The organism is Sphingobacterium sp. PCS056, from assembly GCF_023273895.1.
In the GTDB taxonomy this organism is placed as follows: domain Bacteria; phylum Bacteroidota; class Bacteroidia; order Sphingobacteriales; family Sphingobacteriaceae; genus Sphingobacterium.
The window spans coordinates 3,567,586-3,589,772 of record NZ_CP096883.1 but is presented as its reverse complement, the minus strand read 5'-3'; the positions used below and the strand labels follow the sequence as shown (position 1 = coordinate 3,589,772).

Annotated in this window: 19 protein-coding genes and 1 pseudogene; 4 read left to right on the top strand and 16 right to left on the bottom strand. The window is 36.4% G+C overall.

The features are described 5' to 3' along the window. The first annotated feature begins 90 nt into the window (after window positions 1-90). Window positions 91-2,559: an endopeptidase La gene (gene lon, locus MUB18_RS14950; RefSeq protein ID WP_094772152.1), complete on the top strand. Its 2,469-nt coding sequence runs from the start codon at window positions 91-93 to the stop codon at window positions 2,557-2,559. Between the two features lie 198 nt (window positions 2,560-2,757). On the opposite strand, the gene MUB18_RS14945 is transcribed toward lon, so the two are convergent. The 7 genes from MUB18_RS14945 to MUB18_RS14915 form a co-directional block, all read right to left on the bottom strand. After that, window positions 2,758-2,904, bottom strand: a complete 147-nt coding sequence (locus tag MUB18_RS14945) for a hypothetical protein (RefSeq protein WP_021190220.1) — start codon at window positions 2,902-2,904, stop codon at window positions 2,758-2,760. Window positions 2,905-3,405: 501 nt separating this feature from the next. After that, entirely contained in the window at window positions 3,406-5,319 is a 1,914-nt protein-coding gene (locus MUB18_RS14940) for an alkaline phosphatase (protein WP_248753668.1), read from the bottom strand. Between the two features lie 100 nt (window positions 5,320-5,419). Further along, on the bottom strand, window positions 5,420-6,997 hold the full coding sequence (locus MUB18_RS14935; protein WP_248753667.1) for a RagB/SusD family nutrient uptake outer membrane protein: 1,578 nt from the start codon (window positions 6,995-6,997) through the stop codon (window positions 5,420-5,422). Between the two features lie 11 nt (window positions 6,998-7,008). Further along, complete coding sequence (locus MUB18_RS14930) at window positions 7,009-10,086, bottom strand: SusC/RagA family TonB-linked outer membrane protein (protein WP_248753666.1); 3,078 nt, start codon at window positions 10,084-10,086, stop codon at window positions 7,009-7,011. An 88-nt stretch (window positions 10,087-10,174) separates the two neighbouring features. Continuing rightward, window positions 10,175-11,230, bottom strand: a complete 1,056-nt coding sequence (locus MUB18_RS14925) for a FecR family protein (RefSeq protein WP_248753665.1) — start codon at window positions 11,228-11,230, stop codon at window positions 10,175-10,177. Window positions 11,231-11,599: 369 nt separating this feature from the next. Beyond that, a complete protein-coding gene (locus MUB18_RS14920; protein WP_248753664.1) occupies window positions 11,600-12,202 on the bottom strand; it encodes an RNA polymerase sigma factor in 603 nt (200 codons plus the stop codon). A gap of 372 nt (window positions 12,203-12,574) precedes the next feature. After that, window positions 12,575-13,225, bottom strand: coding sequence for a DUF1349 domain-containing protein (locus MUB18_RS14915; protein ID WP_094772156.1), 651 nt, complete (start codon window positions 13,223-13,225; stop codon window positions 12,575-12,577). A gap of 94 nt (window positions 13,226-13,319) precedes the next feature. On the opposite strand from MUB18_RS14915, the gene MUB18_RS14910 reads away from it, so the two are divergent. Continuing rightward, complete coding sequence (locus MUB18_RS14910) at window positions 13,320-14,081, top strand: response regulator transcription factor (protein ID WP_248753663.1); 762 nt, start codon at window positions 13,320-13,322, stop codon at window positions 14,079-14,081. Window positions 14,082-14,490: 409 nt separating this feature from the next. On the opposite strand, the gene MUB18_RS14905 is transcribed toward MUB18_RS14910, so the two are convergent. The 8 genes and pseudogenes from MUB18_RS14905 to MUB18_RS14875 form a co-directional block, all read right to left on the bottom strand. After that, window positions 14,491-15,435, bottom strand: coding sequence for an aldo/keto reductase (locus tag MUB18_RS14905; RefSeq protein WP_248753662.1), 945 nt, complete (start codon window positions 15,433-15,435; stop codon window positions 14,491-14,493). A gap of 246 nt (window positions 15,436-15,681) precedes the next feature. Continuing rightward, window positions 15,682-16,200, bottom strand: a complete 519-nt coding sequence (gene msrB, locus MUB18_RS22035; protein ID WP_346569878.1) for a peptide-methionine (R)-S-oxide reductase MsrB — start codon at window positions 16,198-16,200, stop codon at window positions 15,682-15,684. A gap of 12 nt (window positions 16,201-16,212) precedes the next feature. Next, a pseudogene (gene msrA / locus MUB18_RS22030) lies at window positions 16,213-16,677 on the bottom strand (peptide-methionine (S)-S-oxide reductase MsrA); the annotation flags it as partial. A gap of 126 nt (window positions 16,678-16,803) precedes the next feature. Continuing rightward, window positions 16,804-17,253: a DUF417 family protein gene (locus MUB18_RS14895; protein ID WP_248753661.1), complete on the bottom strand. Its 450-nt coding sequence runs from the start codon at window positions 17,251-17,253 to the stop codon at window positions 16,804-16,806. 80 nt (window positions 17,254-17,333) lie between these two features. Then, on the bottom strand, window positions 17,334-17,597 hold the full coding sequence (locus MUB18_RS14890) for a hypothetical protein (protein ID WP_248753660.1): 264 nt from the start codon (window positions 17,595-17,597) through the stop codon (window positions 17,334-17,336). 21 nt (window positions 17,598-17,618) lie between these two features. Next, a complete protein-coding gene (locus MUB18_RS14885) occupies window positions 17,619-18,173 on the bottom strand; it encodes a sigma-70 family RNA polymerase sigma factor (RefSeq protein ID WP_248753659.1) in 555 nt (184 codons plus the stop codon). A 213-nt stretch (window positions 18,174-18,386) separates the two neighbouring features. Then, window positions 18,387-18,746: a hypothetical protein gene (locus tag MUB18_RS14880; protein WP_045753867.1), complete on the bottom strand. Its 360-nt coding sequence runs from the start codon at window positions 18,744-18,746 to the stop codon at window positions 18,387-18,389. Then, the gene (locus MUB18_RS14875) at window positions 18,743-19,330 is read right to left on the bottom strand and encodes an RNA polymerase sigma factor (RefSeq protein WP_248753658.1); all 588 of its coding nucleotides are present in this window, start codon (window positions 19,328-19,330) and stop codon (window positions 18,743-18,745) included. The genes MUB18_RS14880 and MUB18_RS14875 overlap by 4 nt, the downstream gene beginning before the upstream one ends. A gap of 124 nt (window positions 19,331-19,454) precedes the next feature. Between MUB18_RS14875 and MUB18_RS14870 the strand changes: the two genes are divergently transcribed. Both MUB18_RS14870 and MUB18_RS14865 read left to right on the top strand, forming a co-directional pair. Continuing rightward, a complete protein-coding gene (locus MUB18_RS14870; RefSeq protein ID WP_248753657.1) occupies window positions 19,455-19,793 on the top strand; it encodes a DUF6249 domain-containing protein in 339 nt (112 codons plus the stop codon). Between the two features lie 50 nt (window positions 19,794-19,843). After that, on the top strand, window positions 19,844-21,487 hold the full coding sequence (locus MUB18_RS14865) for a serine hydrolase (RefSeq protein WP_248753656.1): 1,644 nt from the start codon (window positions 19,844-19,846) through the stop codon (window positions 21,485-21,487). A 139-nt stretch (window positions 21,488-21,626) separates the two neighbouring features. On the opposite strand, the gene MUB18_RS14860 is transcribed toward MUB18_RS14865, so the two are convergent. Beyond that, entirely contained in the window at window positions 21,627-22,061 is a 435-nt protein-coding gene (locus MUB18_RS14860) for a nuclear transport factor 2 family protein (protein WP_045753869.1), read from the bottom strand. Window positions 22,062-22,187 lie beyond the last annotated feature (126 nt).

Sequence of the window (22,187 nt, the reverse complement as noted above, 5' to 3'; positions counted from 1 at the left end):
CCTACAATAACAATTTTAAAATAACTTTTTATCAGTTTTACGACATGTTGTCATAAACTGACATAAAATAAAAATATACCTTAACATAATATGAGCAAATTCGAAACATTTGATTTCAATCAGGCGATTCCCATTATATCTGAAGATACCGAATTCTTTCCATTATTAAGTCAACAAGACGAAGATGACATGCGCAATGCCGAAATTCCTGAGTCGTTATCCATTTTATCTCTTCGCAATACCGTTTTATTTCCTGGTGTTGTTATTCCGATAACTGTGGGACGTGACAAATCCATCAAATTAGTTAAAGATGCTTATCAAGGAGATAAAACAATAGGAGTTGTTGCCCAGAAAGATATGTCTATGGAAGACCCAACTATTGATGAACTCTATCAAGTAGGTACCGTAGCACATATCATTAAGGTGCTGCAAATGCCTGATGGAAACACAACGGTTATCTTGCAGGGTAAACAACGGTTCAAATTAATTGAAGCCGTTCAAACAGAACCATATCTTAAAGCAAACGTCGAGAAATATAAGGAAGAAAAACCGAAAGCAACTAAAGAGTTCAAAGCTCTGATTGCGACTTTAAAGGAAATGGCGCTTCAAATTATTCAATTATCGCCCAACTTGCCAAGTGAAGCTGGTATTGCTATAAAAAACATTGAAAGCCCTACTTTCTTAATTAATTTTATCTCTTCGAATATCAATGTTGACTTGATTCAAAAGCAACAATTGTTAGAGTTGTTAAATGCAGATGAGAAAGCACGTCTTTTATTAGAATTGTTGACTTCTGAGATTCAGATTTTAGAATTGAAAAATCAAATCCAAAATAAAGTAAGAATTGATCTGGACAAACAACAACGGGATTATTTCTTAAATCAACAATTAAAAACAATTCAAGAAGAATTGGGTGGTAATACTCCTGATCTGGAAATTATTGAATTGAAAAAAAGAGCATCAAAGAAAAAATGGAATGATGTTGTAGCGAAACATTTTGAAAAAGAAATCGAAAAATTAGCGCGTATCAATCCTGCAGCAGCAGACTATTCTGTTCAGATCAATTATTTGGAATTATTGCTCGACCTACCTTGGAATGAGTTTACAAAAGATAATTTTGATCTAACTAGAGCACAAAAAGTGTTGGACAAAGACCATTACGGATTGGATAAAGTTAAACAGCGTATTATTGAGTATTTGGCAGTATTGAAATTAAAGAACAATATGAAAGCCCCAATTTTATGTTTGGTAGGGCCTCCCGGAGTCGGTAAAACATCTTTAGGTAAATCGATTGCAAAGGCCTTGGGACGTAAATATACAAGAATGGCACTTGGAGGAGTACGTGATGAGGCAGAAATAAGAGGTCATCGCAAGACCTATATTGGTGCCATGCCAGGCCGTATTATCCAGTCTTTGAAAAAAGCCGGAGCTGCTAACCCTGTTTTTGTACTCGACGAAATCGACAAGATGAGTGCAGACTTTAAGGGCGATCCATCTTCAGCTCTTCTAGAAGTATTAGATCCAGAACAAAACACAAGCTTCTATGATCATTACGTAGAGATGGAGTATGATTTGTCTAAAGTGATGTTTATTGCTACTGCAAACTCCTTAAATAATATACAACCAGCGCTACTGGATCGTATGGAGATTATTGAAGTCAATGGCTATACAATCGAAGAAAAAATTGAGATTGCTAAAAAACATCTCATTCCGAAACAACGTGAAGCGCACGGTCTAACAGCCAAAGATATAACGCTGAAACCTAAAATTATCGAAAGAATAATTGAAGAATATACTCGTGAGTCTGGTGTCCGTGGATTAGAGAAAAAAATAGGTTCGACCGTACGTGGTATTGCAACTCGTATTGTAATGGAGAAAGAATATAATGTCAATATCAATGAGAAGGATCTTGTCGAAATTTTAGGGGCTCCTATTTTCGATAAAGATAGCTATGAAAACAATGAAGTGGCAGGTGTGGTGACCGGATTAGCTTGGACCTCGGTTGGTGGCGATATTTTATTTATTGAATCAAGTTTGAGCCCAGGAAAAGGAAAAATGAGTTTAACTGGTAACTTAGGTGATGTCATGAAAGAATCAGCTTCCATTGCTATGGCATATTTACGTTCACATGCTGAAGAATTCAATATTGATTATCGGGTATTTGATCACTGGGATGTACATATTCATGTACCGGCAGGAGCTACTCCAAAAGATGGACCTTCGGCAGGTGTAACGATGTTGACTGCATTGACATCTCTATTCACACAGCGCAAAGTGAAAGAAAACTTAGCCATGACAGGTGAGATTACCTTACGTGGAAAAGTACTTCCTGTAGGTGGTATCAAAGAAAAAATATTGGCAGCTAAGCGTGCAAATATTAAGGAGATTATTTTATGTAAATCCAATCAAAAGGATATTGAAGAGATCAAAGAAAGTTACATCAAAGACATGAAGTTTCACTATGTAACAGAAATGGCTGATGTCATTGCGCTCGGATTATTAGATAAGAAAGTAAAACATGCAAAAGATCTGACTAAAGGATTAGAACCAAAGAAATAGTCAAAATTGTTCTAAAAATAAAAAGCCGCTATAAATTGATCTTTATAGCGGCTTTTACATGTAGACACATGAACAACTCTGACTAGACATTGACATACTTGAAATAATTAAATAAAAGTGGGAAAGGTCTATAAACACAAAATGCTTTCTGTTTAGGAAAAGCAAGTGTCTAATTTGTGGTTTTAAAAGCGTTGAGAATTATTTCTCAAGCTTATCGTTTTCTTTCTTCAATGCTACGGGACGATCTTCTTTAATCTCCGTTTCCATAAATCCCCAGTTCGTCATGTAGTACATGTATGGGTTTTGTTCAATTTTTGATTTTCTTGTTCTTTCTCTTTTTATCATATATATATTGTTTTGATTGTTTATTATTCTTCAAATATCGAGCCAAACTCTACTAATTATGCATGTAAATGATATTATTTGGTTGAATTACACTTAATTCTTAAAAATTGTAAAAGCTGACCATAATGCTCCTTATTTTCAATAATTGAATAAGTGCTTTTTTAATAATAGTTTTGACTTCTTTAATGCTCAAAAGTTTAATCGACAACTACCTACAAATATTATATATAGTGATTTTTAACAGTTTAAAGTAACTATTTAGCAAGGTATATGTGCAAGATTGTATTCTTTAGGGAGAATCTTATTTCTAAAATAACCAGAAGATATAGATAAATGCTCAAGAATATACGCTTATCTGTGACGCTATCATTATGAAGAGGTGATTTTTAGAAAATTCACAATTGTATCAGATTTTGTATATTTGGTTATATAATAAACCGGGCATTTTATAACAGTGAACTGCCCAGTTTATTATTTACAATCTCATTTGAGACAATTCAACTACTTTTGTATTGCGCCTAAGACTTGAGCAATTTTTTTGAAAAGTTCGGTATTCTGATAATAACCCAAAAAGTTTTGAGCTCCGGGGCCATAAGCCATTACAGGAACCATCATTGCACTATGATCATTAGATGCAAAATTGGCCTGTATTGCCCCTGTCTTTGTATCGGCATCTAACAAAGAAAGTGCGCCGGTTTCATGATCTGCTGTTACAATTACCAAGGTTTCACCATTCTGATCAGCATAACGAAGTGCTTCGCCGACTGCCTGATCAAAATCCAAAGCTTCTGTTACTACATAATTTAAATCTCGCGCATGGCCGCCGTAGTCAATCTGAGCACCCTCGGCCATGATAAAGAATCCACTTCCCATACCCTGAAGTTTACTGATGCTCATTGCGAGCAATTCTTTTAAAATACTACCTCTACCATCTTTGACAGCTACCATATCTTGTTCATCAAAATAGACTATTGTTTTCTCTGATTTGGCGTTTTTTAATCCGCTTAGATTATCAACAACTTGATATCCGGCTTGATTTAATTTTTTTTCCAATTTATCTTTTCTTTCCTTTTCTCGATAAGGTCCAGGTAGTTCACCAGCCAATATCTTAACATACTTATTCTCGATGAGCGCTTCTGTAATTGCGATAGATGCATTTCGGTCTATATTAGACGCATAAAATGCTGCGGGAGTCGCATCCGAGGCATCCCCTGTGGATAGTATTCCGCTTACCTTTCCAACTCTTGCTAATAGTTCTGGTAATCTCAGTAACCGATTACCAGATGTATCTACGCTTATCGTACCGTTATATGATTTATGCCCGGTAGCAATTGCTGATCCCCCAGCTCCTGAATCTGTATTACCTGGACTAGCTGATGCTGTTAAAGAAAAACCTAAATATTTCATCTGTGCCATATGCAGCTGACCACGGTTGGCAACCATAGCAGCTTGAATATGCCCTAACCCCATACCGTCGCCAATTAGCAGAATCACATTTTTGACTGTATCCTTACTCCCATCTTTTGCAAAAGTAGGTTGATATAAAGCGTAAGGGTTATTTGCCTTAAAACGTGAACTCTCCAAATCATCTAAATATGCTTTTAGCACATCAGGATGATCTGTATTTAGCCAGGTAACGCCCATTTTTTCTAATACTATCCACGTATTGACACTCTCGGGTGCGCCCCAAAGACGAAATGGTTTACCCCATTTTCGTGCCTTAATTCCTTGCTGTTCTATTTTCAATTGCTCTTGCTTCGTGGGCACCCCCTTCCCATTCCATTGCGTATAGGTTCGTAAGTTATCGCTCATCATAGCTACCCGTTGCAGTTGCTGGCTGGTGTATGTGGTTTCAAATCTACCGTCAAAGGATATGTAGTCTGGATAGTTTTTAAAGAGAGCAGGTGGTGGCATATTGCCACTGATTACTATTTGAATGGCATGTTTATTTTGTTTAGAATCTACTAGGTAACGATAAGGCTCTAACAGGCTTACTAACTTTGGCATCATAATCTGAAAATCTTCTTTCAAATCTAAAACCAGCTGTAAGTTTTTACTGCTGTCAGCAAAGGGATGTAGATTATTTTGTTTAAATAGGTTTGCCAAAGGCTTAATATATAGATTTTCCAAGGTTCGTCCTATTTTGATATCTTTAGCCTCATGCGCCACATATAAGGTATCATCTCGTAGGAATAGGTCTGCTTCAATGGATTCCATTCCCGCGTAGTAAGCACGTAACAAGGGAATATCCTGTTCATAATCATTATGACTATGACCACGGACCCGAAGTGCATGGTGCTGCTGATGCGTACTATACATGAGTTTATCAAAACGATTAGCAGCTGTTTCCTGTGCATCAAGCCGGACGATTATAACAACTAAGGGCAGTATTAATAATAACTTAGCAAATTTCATTTTCATTCTTTCTATTGGACAAAAAACGACAGACCACATCAATCTTTTGCATCTTTATAGTCTGCCGTCTTTGTTGATTCAAATTACTTGTAGGATAGCTTTACCATCCCTCATTTTGACTAATCCCAGAATTACTCAAATCTGATGGCGGAATTGGCCATACATGATGAATAGCAGGATTAAAAGTTCGGGCAGGCCAAACTTGCACTATGGTGTAGCTAGAGGTTGGATCAGTTTTAGCATTATGTTGCCTTCCAGTTGCTGGTCGTGCATAGGCAGCTTGAGCATCACCCCAACGAACCAGGTCACTATGCCTATCGGTATATTCTGCAGCAAACTCTGAACGACGTTCTCTTTTTAAATCAACCATTGTTGCGCCGCTTAATGCTGGAAGCCCTGCGCGGTTACGTACTAAATTGATCTCCACATCTCCAGATTTCCCTTGTTTAATCTGCGCTTCGGCTTTCATTAAAAGAATATCTGCATAACGGATTAAAGGAATATTTAGATCAGAAGTTGGGTAATCTCCACTTGGATTTAAATGTTGCTCCTTTGGAAAACGGAAAGGTTGCATATACTTTTTGAACTGAAAACCAGTTTGAGAATTAGACGAATAATATTTCCGATTCAATCCGAATAACGTAAATGTATCGTTAAATTCAAGTATGGTTGCCTTTTTACGATTGTCTCCTGATTCGAAAGCATTGTACAATTCCAAAGTGGGGTGAAAATATCCCCAACCATTATAAAGTCCGTAACCTGTATTTTCGAATAATACAGCCGGCAATATGGAACCCTGAATTTTATTAGAAACTACTGAAAAGATATATTCAGATGAAAAGTTATTTTCGATGTAAAATACACTTGCAAAATCTGTTTCTGGTTTTCCTGTATTAATTAATTTACGGCCTGATCCTGAGTTGGTCACCATATCGCAGTACTTAGCAACCTGCGTCCATTTACTCTCGTCATATCGTGCCCATTGCAAATTTGTTTTGGCTAAATAGGCATAGGCAGCGTCTTTATGTGCTCTTCCTAAATCATCTGCTCCATATGTATTGACAAGTGGCAATAGTTCTGCCGCCTTTAAAAGATCCCCTTCAATCTGCGCAAAATTCTCTTTCACATGCGCCGGTCGTACAAATTTAATTTCATTCATATTTGAATCAGTAACGATGGGAACACCGGCACGTTGATCACCATAATATTGTGACAAATAGAAATAGGCATAACCTCGCATGAAATATGCTTGTCCTAATACACGGTTTTTTACATTATCGCTAATGCTCATAGTTGGCACTTTAGTGATGATGGTATTTGCACGTTGTATGATCTGATAAAATTTCTTGTACATACTATTTATACGACTTTCAGCACCTGTAGCTGTAAAATTCCGCACTGCTGCTGATCCTGCATCTGTACGTCCTGTTACCATATCGTCTGATGCGTTGATAAACCAAAACAGACCTCTTCCGAACATATTATCGTCATTGAAATGTTCATAAAGACCATTACTGGCAAAGATGGCATCTGCTTCTGTTTTCCAGAAGTTTTCATTGGTGATTGATCCTTTTGGAGTCAGATCAGTAAAACTTTTACTACAGCCTTGTATACCTATGCTCAATCCCAGTAATGCTATTGTAATGTATTTGTATTTTTTTATGGATGGTGTTTTCATGATTTTCATTCTTAAAAATTAACATTTAATCCTATCGTGTATGTCTTGGCTAAAGGATAATTTGCTACATCTAATCCGATACTGCCGACCTCTGGATCTATACCTGAATAAGAGGTAAAGGTGAACGGATTCTCAGCAGAAAAATAGATCCTAGATTGCAGTTTGTTCAAAAACTTAGGTAAGTTATAGCCAATAGTAATGTTTTTTATACGGAAATAATCGCCACTCTCAAGGTACCAATCTGATATCGTTCCGTAATTAGCATTTGGATCTTTAGAAGAAAGAGCTGGAATATTACTATTTAGATTATTGGGCGTCCAGGCATTGAGAATACGGTTGTCCAGATTATACCCCTGTAAACCGGCGTTGTAGGCTGTGAATTTATATCCGTTAAAAATTTTTGCTCCTGAAATACCATAGGTTAATACATTTAGATCAAAGTTTTTATAATCTAAATTAAGGGCAAAACCATAGGTAAACTTAGGAACCGCACTACCCATATATACACGATCATCAAAACTGATTTTCCCGTCACCATTTGTATCTTCGAATTTTAAATCACCAGGCCGTGCAAAGGGTTGAATAAGCTTGCCATTAATACTATGGGCTTGTACTTCTGCTTCGGAATTAAATATTCCGTTATTCGGAATCAAATAGTATGAATATAATGCTTGTCCTGGCGTAGAACGATATGGAGACAATATGCCACGAACATTATCGCCGTGTTCAATAAAGTCACTTCCTAACCCATCAATATTTAATACCTCATTTCGGTTGAAGGCGATATTAGCATTTAAGCCAAGTTTCCAATCTCTAAATTGATGATTATATTTTGTGCTGAATTCAAATCCTTTGTTCATAATATCACCTGTATTACTTGTAGGGCCTCTCTGCATACCTGAATGTGGATCAGGTTGAATTTCATAGATCATTCCGATGGTCTTTTTACGATAATAATCTGCTGTAAAACTCAACTGACGAAATAAAGTCATATCTAGCCCGATATCCCATGATTCAGAAGTCTCCCAGATCAGATTTGGATTACCCTGTTTATTTAATGCAAAATGACGTACCAAAAGACCCTCAGAACCTAAAGGTGTGACAGTACGGCTATTCAAAGGTAGGTTATAGGCATATTTATCAACGGATTGAATATTTCCAATCTGCCCCCAAGAAGCGCGTAGTTTTAAATCATGAATAAAATCACTTTTAAAAAATGATTCTGAAGAAATTTTCCATGCTCCCGAAATTGATGTAAATACGTCCGATCGATTATTTTTTGGTAAGCGTGAACTTCGGTCCTGCCGGATACTCGCTCCTAAATAATACCGTCCTGCATAATTGTAATTAACACGAGCAATAGCTGAGGTTAATGCATCTTCCCAAACATCACTTGTTGGAATTCCTGGTATAGATAGTGCATTCTCGATATATTGATACCAATCATCCTCCCGTTCAAATCCCATTCCTTGAATATAGTATTGTTCATACTTTGTTTTCTGCGCAGAGTATACTGCTACAGCATCAATCTGGTGGTCACCAAAACGTTTGGTATAATTCAACTGCTGATCCCAAATCCAACGATCCGTACGTGCTTCTTCTTGAGTCAAATAATTGTTACCATTTGATCTTCCAATTTCTGGTATTTTGGGATCAAATCTTTTTAAAGAATACCGATTGATATCCAAAACAAAATTAGATTTGAAAGTTAGACCATCCCATAAATTCACTTTGGCAAAAACATTACCATTGAGGTTAAGTGTCGGATTGTTAACTGTTGGGCGTAGAAGTAAAGCTACTGGATTATAAGTATCGCCATATGCAGATGAAAATTGTGATAAATTAAAAGGTACAGTACCGTGAAATAATCCTTTCTCATCATAAACAGGCGCTGCAGGATTCATATAAATTGCATTGATGATAGATCCACTATAACTACTTGAGGTATTTGTACCTCGAGCGGTAGTATGGTTGACATAAAAATTTTGTCCTAATGTCAATCGATCAAAAAAATCAAATTCGGATTTCAAACGATAAGCAAAACGCTTGTAACCTGTATTGAGCAATAAGCCTTCTTTATCGTGATAACCAAATGAAGAACTATACCTGGATCGGTCTGATCCACCAGACACCTGCGCATTTGCATTTAAAATATTACCAGTTCTGAAGATTTCATTCATCCAATTCGTACGTGTTTCCTGTCCCCAAGGGTTTAATGTAGCATTATGACCATCTGCAGGATTCACTCCGTCTCTTTTTGCGGCATCATTATAAGCCTGGGCATATTGTGTCGCATTCAAAGCAGTAGGTAGATTGCTCGCATTTTGCCAACCGCGATAGAGATCTATACTTAATTTTGGTGCTCCAGCCTTACCACTTTTAGTTGTGATCACGATAACTCCAGATGATGCCTGTGCTCCATATATAGCTGCAGACGCTGCATCTTTCAAGATATCCATACTTTCAATATCATTTGGATTGATAGGTCCGCCATAATAGGGCGCTCCATCAACTACATAAAGTGGAGATTCGGGGTTTAGGGTTCCCATTCCTCTAATCATCACTTTAGGCATTGCCGAAGGATCTCCGCCTGCAGACATCACGGTTACACCTGCCACGTTTCCTTGCATCAGGTCTGCAACATTCGTCAAAGGACGAGCAACATTTTCTGCAACATTAGGTAAGGAGCTTACCGCAGTTGTTAAATCTCCCCTTTTTTGCTGACCGTAACCAATGACTACCACTTCATTAAGGGCTGAAAGTTGCTCTTTCAGAGTAATCAAAATCGAATTACTGTCACCGCTCTTTATCCCTTTGAGATCTTCAAGGTAAGATTCGTAACCAATCATGGAAACCTTTATTTTATACTTAGCATCTTCATTTAATTCTTTAAATACAAATACACCTTTTTGATCTGTCGATATACTTGTGACCACTTGTCCTTTCGTATCTAAAAGTACAACCGTCGCTCCTGTTTTGACGACACCATTATTATCCATAATGGTACCTCTTATTTGCCCACTGGACTGGGAATAAGATTGCAGAGCAACTGAGATCGATAGCATTGTCAATAATGCTCTTAACTTCATAGGGTTTCTTTTCATTTCATTTAGTCTTTTAATTTGTAGGTGGTTTGTACCGCATGAACTAAAATTTAAACGGTATTATTTACTTCTTTTATTGATTTTTATTTTTAATGATTATGCTGTTATTGCTGTGGGTATAGGTAAGTTCATTCATCTGACAAATAATGGACAACATAACATCCAGTGGATAATGTTCTTCAAATTTCCCAGTAAAGGATAGTCCTTCAAGAGATGCCTCTTCTAGATTGATGATTACACCCTTGAGATTTTCAATCTTAGAAAATACCTCTGGAAGTGGCATTTGATCAAACTGTAATCCGCTCTCCTGTGCATGCTTATCTGCTTTCACGTTGCCCGCTAATTTCAAATTATCCACTTTTTCTTGGCGATCAACTAATAAAGCTGTTTTAAGATGATCATCAATCAATAACTGTTGCCCAGGCTTGAGAACCTGATCTTTCATTTCAAATGGACTTCGATTCGTTGATTTCACAACTATTTTCCCTGATAGTAACCTAACCGATAATTTACTTTTAGTATAACTTTCAACTGTAAATTCAGTACCAAGTGCAGTTGTTGTATAACCATTGGCAGATACAATAAATGGTCGTTGTACATCATGAGCAACATTAAATCTTGCTTCTCCAATAAGTGTTAGTTTTCTATCGGTGTCTCCATATCCTTTTGTATAATAAATAGTACTATGTGGGGATAAACTGATGCGAGACCCATCTTTCATTTTATAGGTAAGCGTATCTGTACTGCTGTTGGCCAGTTTGTGTATGAGTGGTTCTGGTATTTGTACCGTTGTACTGGGACCGGGTAAATTTGTTTGGACAAAGTGATACCCAAATATTCCCATTGCCAGTAAAATGGAGGCGGCAATTGACCAACCTATTTTTAAACGACGTCGATCAGGTAATACTTTGATCACCCCCATTTTTTCATGAATAACGAGTAGCATCTCTTGATACTCTTCCTCTGTTGCCAACTTTTCGTTTTCTTGTACTGCTGCAAAATCGTTCCTAAGTTTCTCCAGTAGAAGTTGTTTGGAATCTTCTAAGTCGGACAATAGTTTATGTTGATCATTTTTAGAAAGTTTTCCTTCCCAAAAACGCGTAATTAAATTAAGAATCTGTTGCTTCATCAATAGTAAATACACAGGAAATTTCCAAAGGGGATGCTTTTGTTGTTAAGAAATTATTAATAAAAAATAAATTAAACATGTGGATACATCGTTTAATATTAAAGACATGATCACGTATGAGAAAGATTATATCCGAGCCTTAATGTAAGCGCAATACTCTTCCATTTTATACATATTAAAAAAAGGCAAATTTTTCGGAGAGATGAATCACCCAATGTATTCAAAAAGAAATAATAAGGCGGATTTAAGGGATGTAAAAAGTATTATTTTTTTGTAAAAAAGCCCTTTATAAAGTTCTTATGAGGCGGTTTTCTATGATTCTGATCGGAATGTTCCAGAGATAAGGCAATAGGGAGTGACTCAAAAAAATTAAAGATTCGCGAGAAGAAAGACGATGAGTAATGATCTTTCTGCATAAGCAGGGTATTGCTTAGCGACATATTCTCTGATGGCTTTGTTCGATTGTTTGAGATAATCTGCTACCGATTGTGGGCTAAGTCCTAAAAGATCAGCTACATCTTCTTTTGTGCGCCCCTCATAACGACACAATTTAAATACTTCCCGTTTTCTTTTTGGTAATACGGCAACGGCTTCTTCCAAGATTTCCATTTGCTTATTGAAAATTTCTTCTTGAATACTACTATCTTCCTCCGCATAAACTTCTTCGGGATAATTGGCAATATACGCAACTGATTCTTTCAACTTACTACGTAGAACATTAAGCGATTTATTATAACTGACAACAAATAACCAGCCTCCAACAGGACGATCTACCTGTATCTTAAATCGATTCTGCCAAAGCAATAAGAAAACATCTTGCAACACTTCCGTAGCTAATTCACGATTATCGATTAATTTTAGAATATTTGCATGTACAGGTTTATGGTACCGCGCATACAATGCATTGAAAGCCTTTACGTCCCCCCTAGACATTGCTACGATTTCTTCAATTTCTTTTACCATTTTATTCATGTTAATTGATATGTTTTCTCTTCTGCACCTGTGGTTTTGTGGTTTGAAAACCACGGGCAAATTTATTTAAAAAATAAACAGCTTAATCCTTTTAGTAGGTTATCAAATTGTTAAGAATATAGGCTGTGTGAAGAAATTGAATAAGTGATTGACGCTCATAAATGAACCAAAAAGCTCTACATAGCATGGTAAAAACGCCAACGTCATCATATGACGTTGGCGTTTCAGATTTCGACCATACATTCTTATATTGGAATATAAAGGCTATGATCCGATTTAGGCGTTAGGATTTAGTGTTTAATGCGTGTTAGGTATAGTTTCTATTCTTTTACCACGTCCTTACACCATTATTTTGGCCGGTTGCATTGATTATTAGTCGGCATGATTTTTTAACCATTCAAGACGTCTTTGATCGGCTAGGTGTTTTACAGAAAAGTTTTCAAATGTTGCATCAAACCCATTACCATCTGGACATGCAGCCATCAAGCCAACCATTACCGGTGTATTATCTTGCAGATAAGCATTACGCATTAAGGTATATTTTTTGTCATCAAATGAATAAAAGATCTCCACAGCATCTAAGCGTCTTACAGCTTTTATCCAAACATACGGTACCGCATTTTCAAGACTAATGATACTCCAATCGCTCGTACGATGCGTTACTACTGTACTTAAATTATATTTTCCGTCGACAAATTCGATTCCAGCTTTAATATAATTCTCTTTATCGATGCGCAGCATCAGTCCCATCTGATCAAATCTAGCTTTGTAGTCAGCAGAAATTTTGACTTTAGTTTCAAATTCTCCACCATAGGTACCATAATAAAATGGCGCATCATCAACGGTAAAACCATAATGTGAAATCCTCCAATAATCACTCTGTGGTGTGACAAACATATGGAGCGCCTGATCTTTTATTTCCCACTTTGCTGGCTCATTAAACCATTGCATTTTAGTTAGATTTTGTGCCACTGTCCACTGTTGCCAAAGTATAGTCACGATGACCAATATTAATTTCTTCATCAGTTTATCCAAATAATCTTATAATTTTTTACTTTAGCAAAGGTATACGTGCACATAAAGATTGTCAATACTGATAAATAACCATTTTTACGAAATGAATAATATTGCTGGAATCCTTAATGAAAAGCTTTTAAAGCAGGTATTTGATCAAGAAGTGGATCCCTCCAAACAGCTGGAGCAGTACCGATATATCGCACAATTTTATGCCCACATCGAAAATGCTATAGCAGTTTTAAGCGATCTTAAGAATAATAAAAGCTATATCTATGCAGGTGGTCTTGCCAAAACATTGGGAATATCTGATCATAATGTAGAGATTGATTCCATCTGGGAAGATGCTATTTTTAATCTTATTCATCCGGACGATCTAATAAAAAAGCATATGCTGGAATTGCAATATTTTCATTTTCTAAAACATGTCCCACTAACGGAGCGGCATAATTATCATGTGATCAGTAAAATCAGAATGTACAATCATGAAAATCAATATAGCTGGATATCCCATCGTATGTATTATGTACGTAATTCACCCAATGGCAGTATTTGGTTAGCACTCTGTTTATACAATTTTGCTCATTTCTCTGAAAATACAGAAGCCTACCAGGGTTGTATTGTGAATAGTGTCACTGGACAGATCATTCAATCTGAAAATCAGGAAAGTAATAATTTGCTATCTAAGCGCGAAATCGAAATTCTTCGCTTGATCAAACTTGGTAAAAGAAGTAAGGAAATAGCCCATGTTCTCTCCATCAGTATTAATACAGTCAATCGACACCGTCAAAATATACTTGAAAAACTCCGTGTCACAAACTCTATAGCAGCATGCCGTATCGCATCCTCTTTAAATCTGCTATAATTCATCATCAATATAATGAGTTTTTTAGGCTGAGTAAAAAAATCTAGCACAATCAGGAGTGATGATCGTACAGATACCTACTACTGAGCCATATATTTGTGTGGGATACATGACAAAATTGGCGTGAAGCTATTTCTTCACGCCAATGATAAATAAGGTTGCTATGATGAAAAAGCCTACTCCTGTTAATATAGGCGGCAATAAATCTGATCTAAATCCTAGATAAATCATTATTAAAGCAATTAGACCAAGCAGCACGATTAATATTATTTTCATATTATTCCAGATATTATCAATCACATTTGCTCCAATTTAATTAAAAATAAACAAACGAAATGTGATCCCCTGTTCATAACCATGATTTGCCCCTATTTACCGATGATTACTACCATTTCGATCAAAACATGCCTTATTCGCCAACTTCATTCAATAGCTTGAGATCTTCATGGTCTAAACAAATCTTAGGTGCATCAAACAGTGTTTTTAATTGATTTTTACTCGTTGCACTAACAATAGGAGCTGTAATTAATGGATTGGCTAGCAACCATGCTAAGGCTACTGTAGCGGGTTGGGTATCATATTTCAATGCTATTGTATCAAGAGCCGTTAGCACATTCAGACCAGTTGCATTTAAATATTTACGCACACCTTCCCCACGAGCACTCTTGCTCAGGTCGGATTCATTTCTATATTTTCCAGTTAAAAAACCAGCTGCCAAAGACCAATAAGGAAAAGTACTCAACTGATATTGCTCGACTAAAGGCGCATAATCATTTTCAAAGGAGCTGCGTTCCATCAAATTATAGTGCGGCTGTAGCGCAACGTATTTCGGAAGATTGTTTTTCTCAGCAACTTCAAAGGATGCTCTTAATCGTTCTGGTGAAAGGTTTGAGGCAGCGATATAACGTACCTTACCCGCTTTTATAATTTCATCGTATGCTGATAACGTCTCCTCGATAGGAGTTATTTTATCATCAAAATGTGTATAATATAAATCGATATAATCAGTACCTAAACGCTGTAAAGACTCATCGACAGATTTCAGAATATGCCTTTTGCTGATGTCAAAACCATGCTCTTTCGTCTCCGACCCAACTTTTGTCGCAATGACCATTTTCTCCCTGTTATTCCGGTTTTTCATCCATTTCCCGATGATCGTTTCAGATTGGCCCCCTACTCCATTTACCCACCAAGAATACGTATCTGCCGTATCTACAAAATTGAAACCTTCCGCAACAAAAGCATCTAAAATGTCAAACGATTCCTTTTCATCCAAAGTCCATCCAAAAACATTACCTCCAAAATTGATCGGTGCAATGTCCAGATCTGTATTTTTAATTGTTATTTTTTTCATGTTTTGTCGAATCAATATTTAAGTAAAAGTACTTCATTGACCATGCAATTGATTCATATTTTTGTAAAGATGTTGACTGTATACCATTATGCTTCATTTTGGAGGCATATTACTTATTTTAATAGGCAAACACGGTAATCATCGTTGAACGCGATATAGCGCAAAAAAAAGCCATATCTTACGATATGGCTTACTGTTAAACCGATAAATAGCTCAGATTCTGATTCAAAAAAATAATGAAATCAATTATTTCGCAGCTTTTTCATTCTTTTTATCCAACAGCGCGATATACTTTCCATACCCTTTTGCTTTCATTTCTTCTTTAGGAATAAATTTTAGTGAGGCACTATTTATACAGTATCTCAAACCACCTTTATCAGCAGGGCCATCGTTAAAAATATGCCCAAGATGTGCATCCCCAGTTTTACTACGTACCTCTGTACGTTTCATACCATAGGAATTATCAGCAAGTTCTTTAACCATTTTTTCATTGATTGGTTTTGAGAAACTCGGCCATCCACATCCCGATTCAAACTTATCTGTTGAGACGAATAGCGGTTCCCCTGTCGTAACATCCACATAAATTCCTTCTCTAAATTCATCCCAATATTCATTTTCAAATGCTCTTTCTGTCGCATTATTTTGTGTTACCTCATATTGCAGATCCGAAAGCTCTTTTTTAAGCGTCTTTTGATCTTTTTTCTTATAATCAGCGTCTTTAGGAGGGTTTGCTTTTTTTGCTAGATCAAATAGATCGGGTCCAATGTGACAATACCCCCCTGGATTTTTATCCAAGTAGTCCTGATGATAGGTTTCAGCATCATAGAAACTTTTGATCGGTCCAAACTCTACCACAATTTTCTTCGGATACAATGTTCCCAATTCTTGAATCTTTTGTTTGACCAAAGCCTCATCCGTTTTATCCGAGAAGAAAATACCCGTCCGATATTGCGTACCAACATCATTTCCCTGTTGATTCAATAAAGTAGGGTCAATTGTTTTAAAATAAAGATCGATCAATAAGTTGAGATCTATGACTTCTGGATCATAAATAACTTTTACGGTCTCAGCAGCACCGGTCACTCCTTTGGAAACTTCCTGATAAGTAGGTTTTTTAATCGTGCCATTAGCATAACCCACTTCTGTCCCCGTCACTCCCCTCACTTGTTTGAAAAAATGTTCCGTTCCCCAAAAGCAGCCTCCTGCAAAATAAATTTCTTTTGTTTTGTTATCTGTCTTCATTTCCATACTTGTTTGTCCTGTAGGCGCTGTTGCCTTTTTGTTTATAGAAAAGCCCATTGCAGTCAATGCAACGACCAAAATACAACATGCCACGATGATTAAGCTATTTTTCATTGTATTATTATTTTAAAGTTTACGAGATATCATTAACTGTATTCCAAATCCCAAATACATCAAATCCTTAAGGATAAAAAAATCAGTATGCGGCACACCATCTATGACACTCCACATGTTAGGAGTAGTAAATACATAACTGAGAGTCATAAGAAAAATGACACACATGCCCATTCCAGTATAGAATTTTAGCTGTTCAAATTTTAAAGTCAATAGCAATAAAATAGCAACTATAATTTCGACCATACCTATCATATTGGAGACAGTCTGTACATGCAGTACATTGTACATCCAGCCAGTCATGGGATGATTTTCGATTAAAGGTTTAATCGCCTGCGCTTCCGTTGGGGTAAATTTAAAAATTCCGACCCACAGGAGTATAAGAACCGAACCAAAAAGAGAAATGTAATATCCCACTGAAGACACTACATACGAATTACTATTTTTGTTTGCTACATACATATGAATTGATTTTGAAGTACTACGTATTGATTATATGATATATCCATAGTCGCACTAACTTCAAAATCCTGACAGCAGCATTAGTTATTTTTTATCTTTTCTCTAATTTTATTTTTAAGTTGCTCAAGATCAATTGGATTAAATACTATCGCATGCTCCTGAGGTACATGGTGCCGTAATACTTTATCCATTCGGATAGATTTTTTTTGATAAGCTTTGCACAACTTGCAAATAGCAAGATGTAATTTCAGTCTTAATTTTTGAATAGAAGAAAGCTGTCCACTTTGTTGCATTTCGATGAACAATGTAGTCTGACTACAAGAAAGTAGTAAAAAATGTATCATTCTTTTTAACATAGCAATCGATCAATTTTGGGTATTAAACCAATTATTTTCCAAACAAACACGCAGTTGCAAACGGCTTCTCTGAAGAATTTTCCAAAGGTTAGTCGAAGAAATTCCCATTTCCTGACAAACCACAGTTGCTTTTTTTTCTTCCAAATAGTACAGCTTCACAGGAATCTTCCATTTAGGTGGTAGATCTTCGAGACAATGTTCCATTATTGCCATAAATTCTGCATCATCCATCAAGTTGAGATCTTCAGAAGACCAATCTCGGATCATAGCCGTATCTCTCCATGAACCGGTCTCATCAAAAAAATAATCCAAACTAATCGGGTTACTATTTCGATATTTCTTTCTATAAAAATCAGCAGCTTTGTTTTTCAATATATGCATCAACCACGTTAATGGAGCGCTATTTCCTTTAAATTTAGGATAAGAATCAAAAGCAGCAATAAAAACATCCTGCACCAAATCTTCAGCATCCTGTCTATCCGACAGCAAATATAGCGCACGTTTCAAGAGTGCCCCGCTGTACTCTTCGACCCACTGATCAAAAATATGTACATGATCTACCATACTTTACCCATCATATATTGCTATCAAAATACTTGTTTGGTAAAGTTAAAGAATAAATCTCTGACTTATACAAGTTTAATATGCACCCATATATGAAACCAATGGGATCGATAAAAAGTCAAGACAAAGACCATGCAGATTAGATCAGCTAGATGGACTTATCCATTCCTATTGATTCAGCGTTACATGTGCTCATACTTGTACAATAAAGGATTATTTACCTCCTAAAAGTCCGTGGAATAGCTGTAAGGACTTTCGGTTTGATTTCATATGCATCCATAAAAATAGAGATCCAATGGCAACACCAGTAGCCAGAAAACTGAATGAAGCAACAGGAGACAGATCAAGCGGGTTCAACAGATATAACATCATTAAATTAAAAAAAACAAGTATGAGCATGATACCCTTTCCCAGACGTTCTTGTTTACGATATTTTATAGCGTAACTAACCTTATAACTCGTCATGGAAGCATGGAGCAGTTTATCCGAAAATTCTTTCGAAGGCACATCCATTAATTCCTTGTTTAGCATACTTGCTAATGGATCATTTTCTCTTGATATTCTATTTTTCATAATAAATCCCTCAGTTCATCATTCAATAAATCTTTTAAAGTTTTCTCTAGTTTTTTCCTTCCCCGCATCAATTTCATTTTAATGGCAGATTTCCCGATATCAAGTATTTCCGCTATCTCCGAAATACTTTTTTCGCCCAGATAATGCAGCGTAATGACCATTCTCTCTTCTTCTGCTAGCTTCTCGAGCGCTAAAGTGAGGTATTTCTTGCGATCAGCCACAACTAGGTTATTAAATTCATTTTTTTCGTCTAATATATATGCAGACGCCCCAGATTCCTCATAAAGTTCTGTAGTATCATGACGTTCATTGTTCTTTTTTGTTAGTGCTGTATAGTACACTATTTTATAAAGCCATGTTGAAAATTTTGAAGCATGACGAAAATGAGATAGCGCGCTAAAGGCTTTCATAAATGCATCCTGTACCACCTCTTCTGCATTTTCACTATTACCACAAATTTTAAGCGCGAGTGTATAGGCCAAGTTTCTATAAGTAGCCACCAGATATTCAAACCCTTCGCGTTCGCCCAGAATTGCCTGCTGCAAATAATAATCTTCTTTCTTACGGGGCTTTCCAAATAGCATACTTGTCAATAGATTAATTTTCTTCTACTCATGCTTAGACTCCGTTTAAAATAAATTGGTCACATTGGTGACCAATGATAAAGATTTTCAGTCTTATTAAGAAATTAACATTAAATAATTTAAAATGGAAACTACATCAGCAGCACTATTTATATCCATATCACTCGTTATATTCGGAATCAGTTATTATTATTTCACCACTAGGCACAAGGAGCGGATGGAAATTCTCGAAAGAGCATTACCACCAGATTACTTCAACGGTCAATCTGATTTTTCACCTCTCTTATTAGTGCTCGGGATCATCAGTATTGGAATATCTCTGGGTATTGTTTGCGGTACGCTATTCAGTGATCTATTCCCTACACATCAGGTCCATCTCATGATCATCAGTATTTTTCTTGGTTTGGGGATAGCACTGATCATATCATACTTTATAATCCGAAAAAAGCAAAAAAAGGATTAGGATAACCACTAAAATCAATTTTAATTTCATACTTACCTAAATTTTATAAAATGAAAACATCATTTATGGCATTGCTATGCCTTGGATTTTCAGTTCTTTTTCCACAATTAAGTCCGGCGCAGGATCATACCAACCAATTGGACTCCTTAGTCAACGATGGACTTCCCAACAATGCTCCTGGCACTGTCCTGTACCTCACAAAAGGAGATCAGGTTCTTTATCAAAAAGCATTAGGCAAGGCCAATTTGGAGCTCGATGTTGATCTACAGGTCGATCATGTATTTCGATTGGGATCAGTCAGCAAACAATTTACAGCATGTGCTATTTTAAAACTAGCAGAAGAAGGTAAACTGTCTCTTCAAGATGATATTCGTCAATACATTCCCGATTTTCCAATAAAAGATCAAATGATCGCTATTGAGGCCTTACTCACGCATACTGCTGGAGTGAAAAATTATACTGGCCTGGCCAGCTTCACAGAAGAATTAAAGAGAAAAGACCTCAGCCCCGCAGCATTGATCAATCTTTTTAAAAATGAACCGCTTGAATATGAACCAGGGACGAATTATAAATATTCCAACTCAGGTTATATCCTTTTAGGCTACATCATTGAAAAAATTACAGGTCAGACTTATGCCACATATATCGAAGAAACTTTCTTTAAGCCACTGGGAATGAAACACTCCTATTTTGATCATCCCGTTAACCTTATTAAAGGAAGAGTATCAGGATATTCTCAAAGAAATGGTAGGTATCAAAATGCCCATTACTTGAGTATGACATTGCCGTATGCAGCAGGATCACTGGCCTCTACTCCAGGAGATATCCAAATCTGGTATCATGCCCTGTATCATGGACAGGTTCTAAAACCTGAAACATTAAAACATGCCTTTACCTCCTATACACTCATCAATGGAAGATCAACAGGGTACGGGTATGGTTGGGAAATCGGTAATATAAAGGGAACCCCGAATGTCAAACATGTTGGTGTCATCAACGGTTTTTATACCTATGTAGCTTATTTACCAGAAGAGCAGATCACTATATCCATTTTTAGAAATAGTGATAGTCCTACTGATCTTGACATACTCGCATCCAAAATGCTCGCTGTCGTATTAGAAAAACCCTATATGACAAAAGAGCTCATGATGACAGCTGCTCAATTGACAATTTATCAAGGTGTGTACACATTAGACAATGGTGAGGAATACCGTATTCGATTAGAGGACGGATATCTTGTATATTTCAACGCTGGAGGAACAAAAACGCGATTAGTTCCAACGGCAAAAGATCAATTTATACTAGGAAATAGTTTGAATACCTTAAGTTTTAAAAGAACTAAACAGGGTAAGGTCGCAGATTTTATAATAAAGGGTACAGGAATAGCATCCAATGGTTATCGAAAAAACGTCAAGATCAGTTTACAGTCAAAAATGGAGATGTCCCTACAGATGTTGCAGCGATATGTAGGTGATTATCAATTTCAACCAGGACCGGTATTTGAAGTCATACTAGAGAACAATAAACTGTATGGACAAGTTGGACATGATAAAAAAGAATTGGTTCCATATGCAGAGCACAAATTTTTCGCTCGAGATTTAGATGCTTCACTTATTTTTCAGGTCAATTCAAAGGGCAGTGTTATAGGTTTGACCAAGATCCAGAATGGCGAGATGACAGCTACGAAGTTATAAGCCCACAGCGAGCTTCCAATCATTAAAATGGAAGCTCGCTTTCGATATAAAATTAGCTGTGCTCGAAGTTTTATTAACCAAAAAAGGCCACATCCCATCATGTAGCCTAATATTAAAGATTTGATTTTTACGAAATTCTCTATTGATAAGAAGTCACTGATGCTGTTACTTTCCAAACGCCAGATTCGTTTATTAAGGTTACTAAATCACTTTTAGTAAAGCCTTCAAATTGCATCGTAACTTTAGCAATTGCATAATTTGTAGATGCTTCAATAATCTCAGTACTCGTTTTACAGTTTAATTTCTCCCCTTTTTGCTTTTTCAAAAAATCAATTACTTCCGAGCGATTATTCGTTTTTATGCTCGCACCTTGTGACTTTTGAGTGAAATCCGACGCAAGTAATTGTTCTAAACCGATAGACTGTCCTTCGGTAAGGATATCAACATAATGATCTAGTGCATCAGTCGCGCTAGAAAGATTGATTGTTTTTTTGTCGGGTTTGCCAGCTGCCATAGCGAAAGTACTGATAGCGATCAATGCCGCTGCTGCAAATGTTTTTACTAAAGTTTTCATAATGTCTTTATTTTATTGTTTTAGTTATGAGTCTTTTATCAATAAGTCCATCAAAAATAGATGTTGTTTTTATTTCCTTTAACTTGATGATTCAAAATTAAGACAAACAACCTAATCTAATTATTA

Bases quoted from the DNA above. Each gene is read 5' to 3' on its own strand.
- MUB18_RS14870 (WP_248753657.1), top strand. From the start codon at position 19,455: ATGGAAACTACATCAGCAGCACTATTTATATCCATATCACTCGTTATA.
- MUB18_RS14880 (WP_045753867.1), bottom strand. From the start codon at position 18,746: ATGAAAAATAGAATATCAAGAGAAAATGATCCATTAGCAAGTATGCTA.
- MUB18_RS14905 (WP_248753662.1), bottom strand. From the start codon at position 15,435: ATGAAAAAAATAACAATTAAAAATACAGATCTGGACATTGCACCGATC.
- MUB18_RS14860 (WP_045753869.1), bottom strand. From the start codon at position 22,061: ATGAAAACTTTAGTAAAAACATTTGCAGCAGCGGCATTGATCGCTATC.
- MUB18_RS14920 (WP_248753664.1), bottom strand. From the start codon at position 12,202: ATGAATAAAATGGTAAAAGAAATTGAAGAAATCGTAGCAATGTCTAGG.
- MUB18_RS14895 (WP_248753661.1), bottom strand. From the start codon at position 17,253: ATGTATGTAGCAAACAAAAATAGTAATTCGTATGTAGTGTCTTCAGTG.
- MUB18_RS14885 (WP_248753659.1), bottom strand. From the start codon at position 18,173: ATGGTAGATCATGTACATATTTTTGATCAGTGGGTCGAAGAGTACAGC.
- MUB18_RS14910 (WP_248753663.1), top strand. From the start codon at position 13,320: ATGAATAATATTGCTGGAATCCTTAATGAAAAGCTTTTAAAGCAGGTA.
- lon (WP_094772152.1), top strand. From the start codon at position 91: ATGAGCAAATTCGAAACATTTGATTTCAATCAGGCGATTCCCATTATA.
- MUB18_RS14875 (WP_248753658.1), bottom strand. From the start codon at position 19,330: ATGCTATTTGGAAAGCCCCGTAAGAAAGAAGATTATTATTTGCAGCAG.
- MUB18_RS14940 (WP_248753668.1), bottom strand. From the start codon at position 5,319: ATGAAATTTGCTAAGTTATTATTAATACTGCCCTTAGTTGTTATAATC.
- MUB18_RS14935 (WP_248753667.1), bottom strand. From the start codon at position 6,997: ATGAAAACACCATCCATAAAAAAATACAAATACATTACAATAGCATTA.
- MUB18_RS14865 (WP_248753656.1), top strand. From the start codon at position 19,844: ATGAAAACATCATTTATGGCATTGCTATGCCTTGGATTTTCAGTTCTT.
- MUB18_RS14930 (WP_248753666.1), bottom strand. From the start codon at position 10,086: ATGAAGTTAAGAGCATTATTGACAATGCTATCGATCTCAGTTGCTCTG.
- MUB18_RS14890 (WP_248753660.1), bottom strand. From the start codon at position 17,597: ATGATACATTTTTTACTACTTTCTTGTAGTCAGACTACATTGTTCATC.
- MUB18_RS14915 (WP_094772156.1), bottom strand. From the start codon at position 13,225: ATGAAGAAATTAATATTGGTCATCGTGACTATACTTTGGCAACAGTGG.
- MUB18_RS14945 (WP_021190220.1), bottom strand. From the start codon at position 2,904: ATGATAAAAAGAGAAAGAACAAGAAAATCAAAAATTGAACAAAACCCA.
- MUB18_RS14925 (WP_248753665.1), bottom strand. From the start codon at position 11,230: ATGAAGCAACAGATTCTTAATTTAATTACGCGTTTTTGGGAAGGAAAA.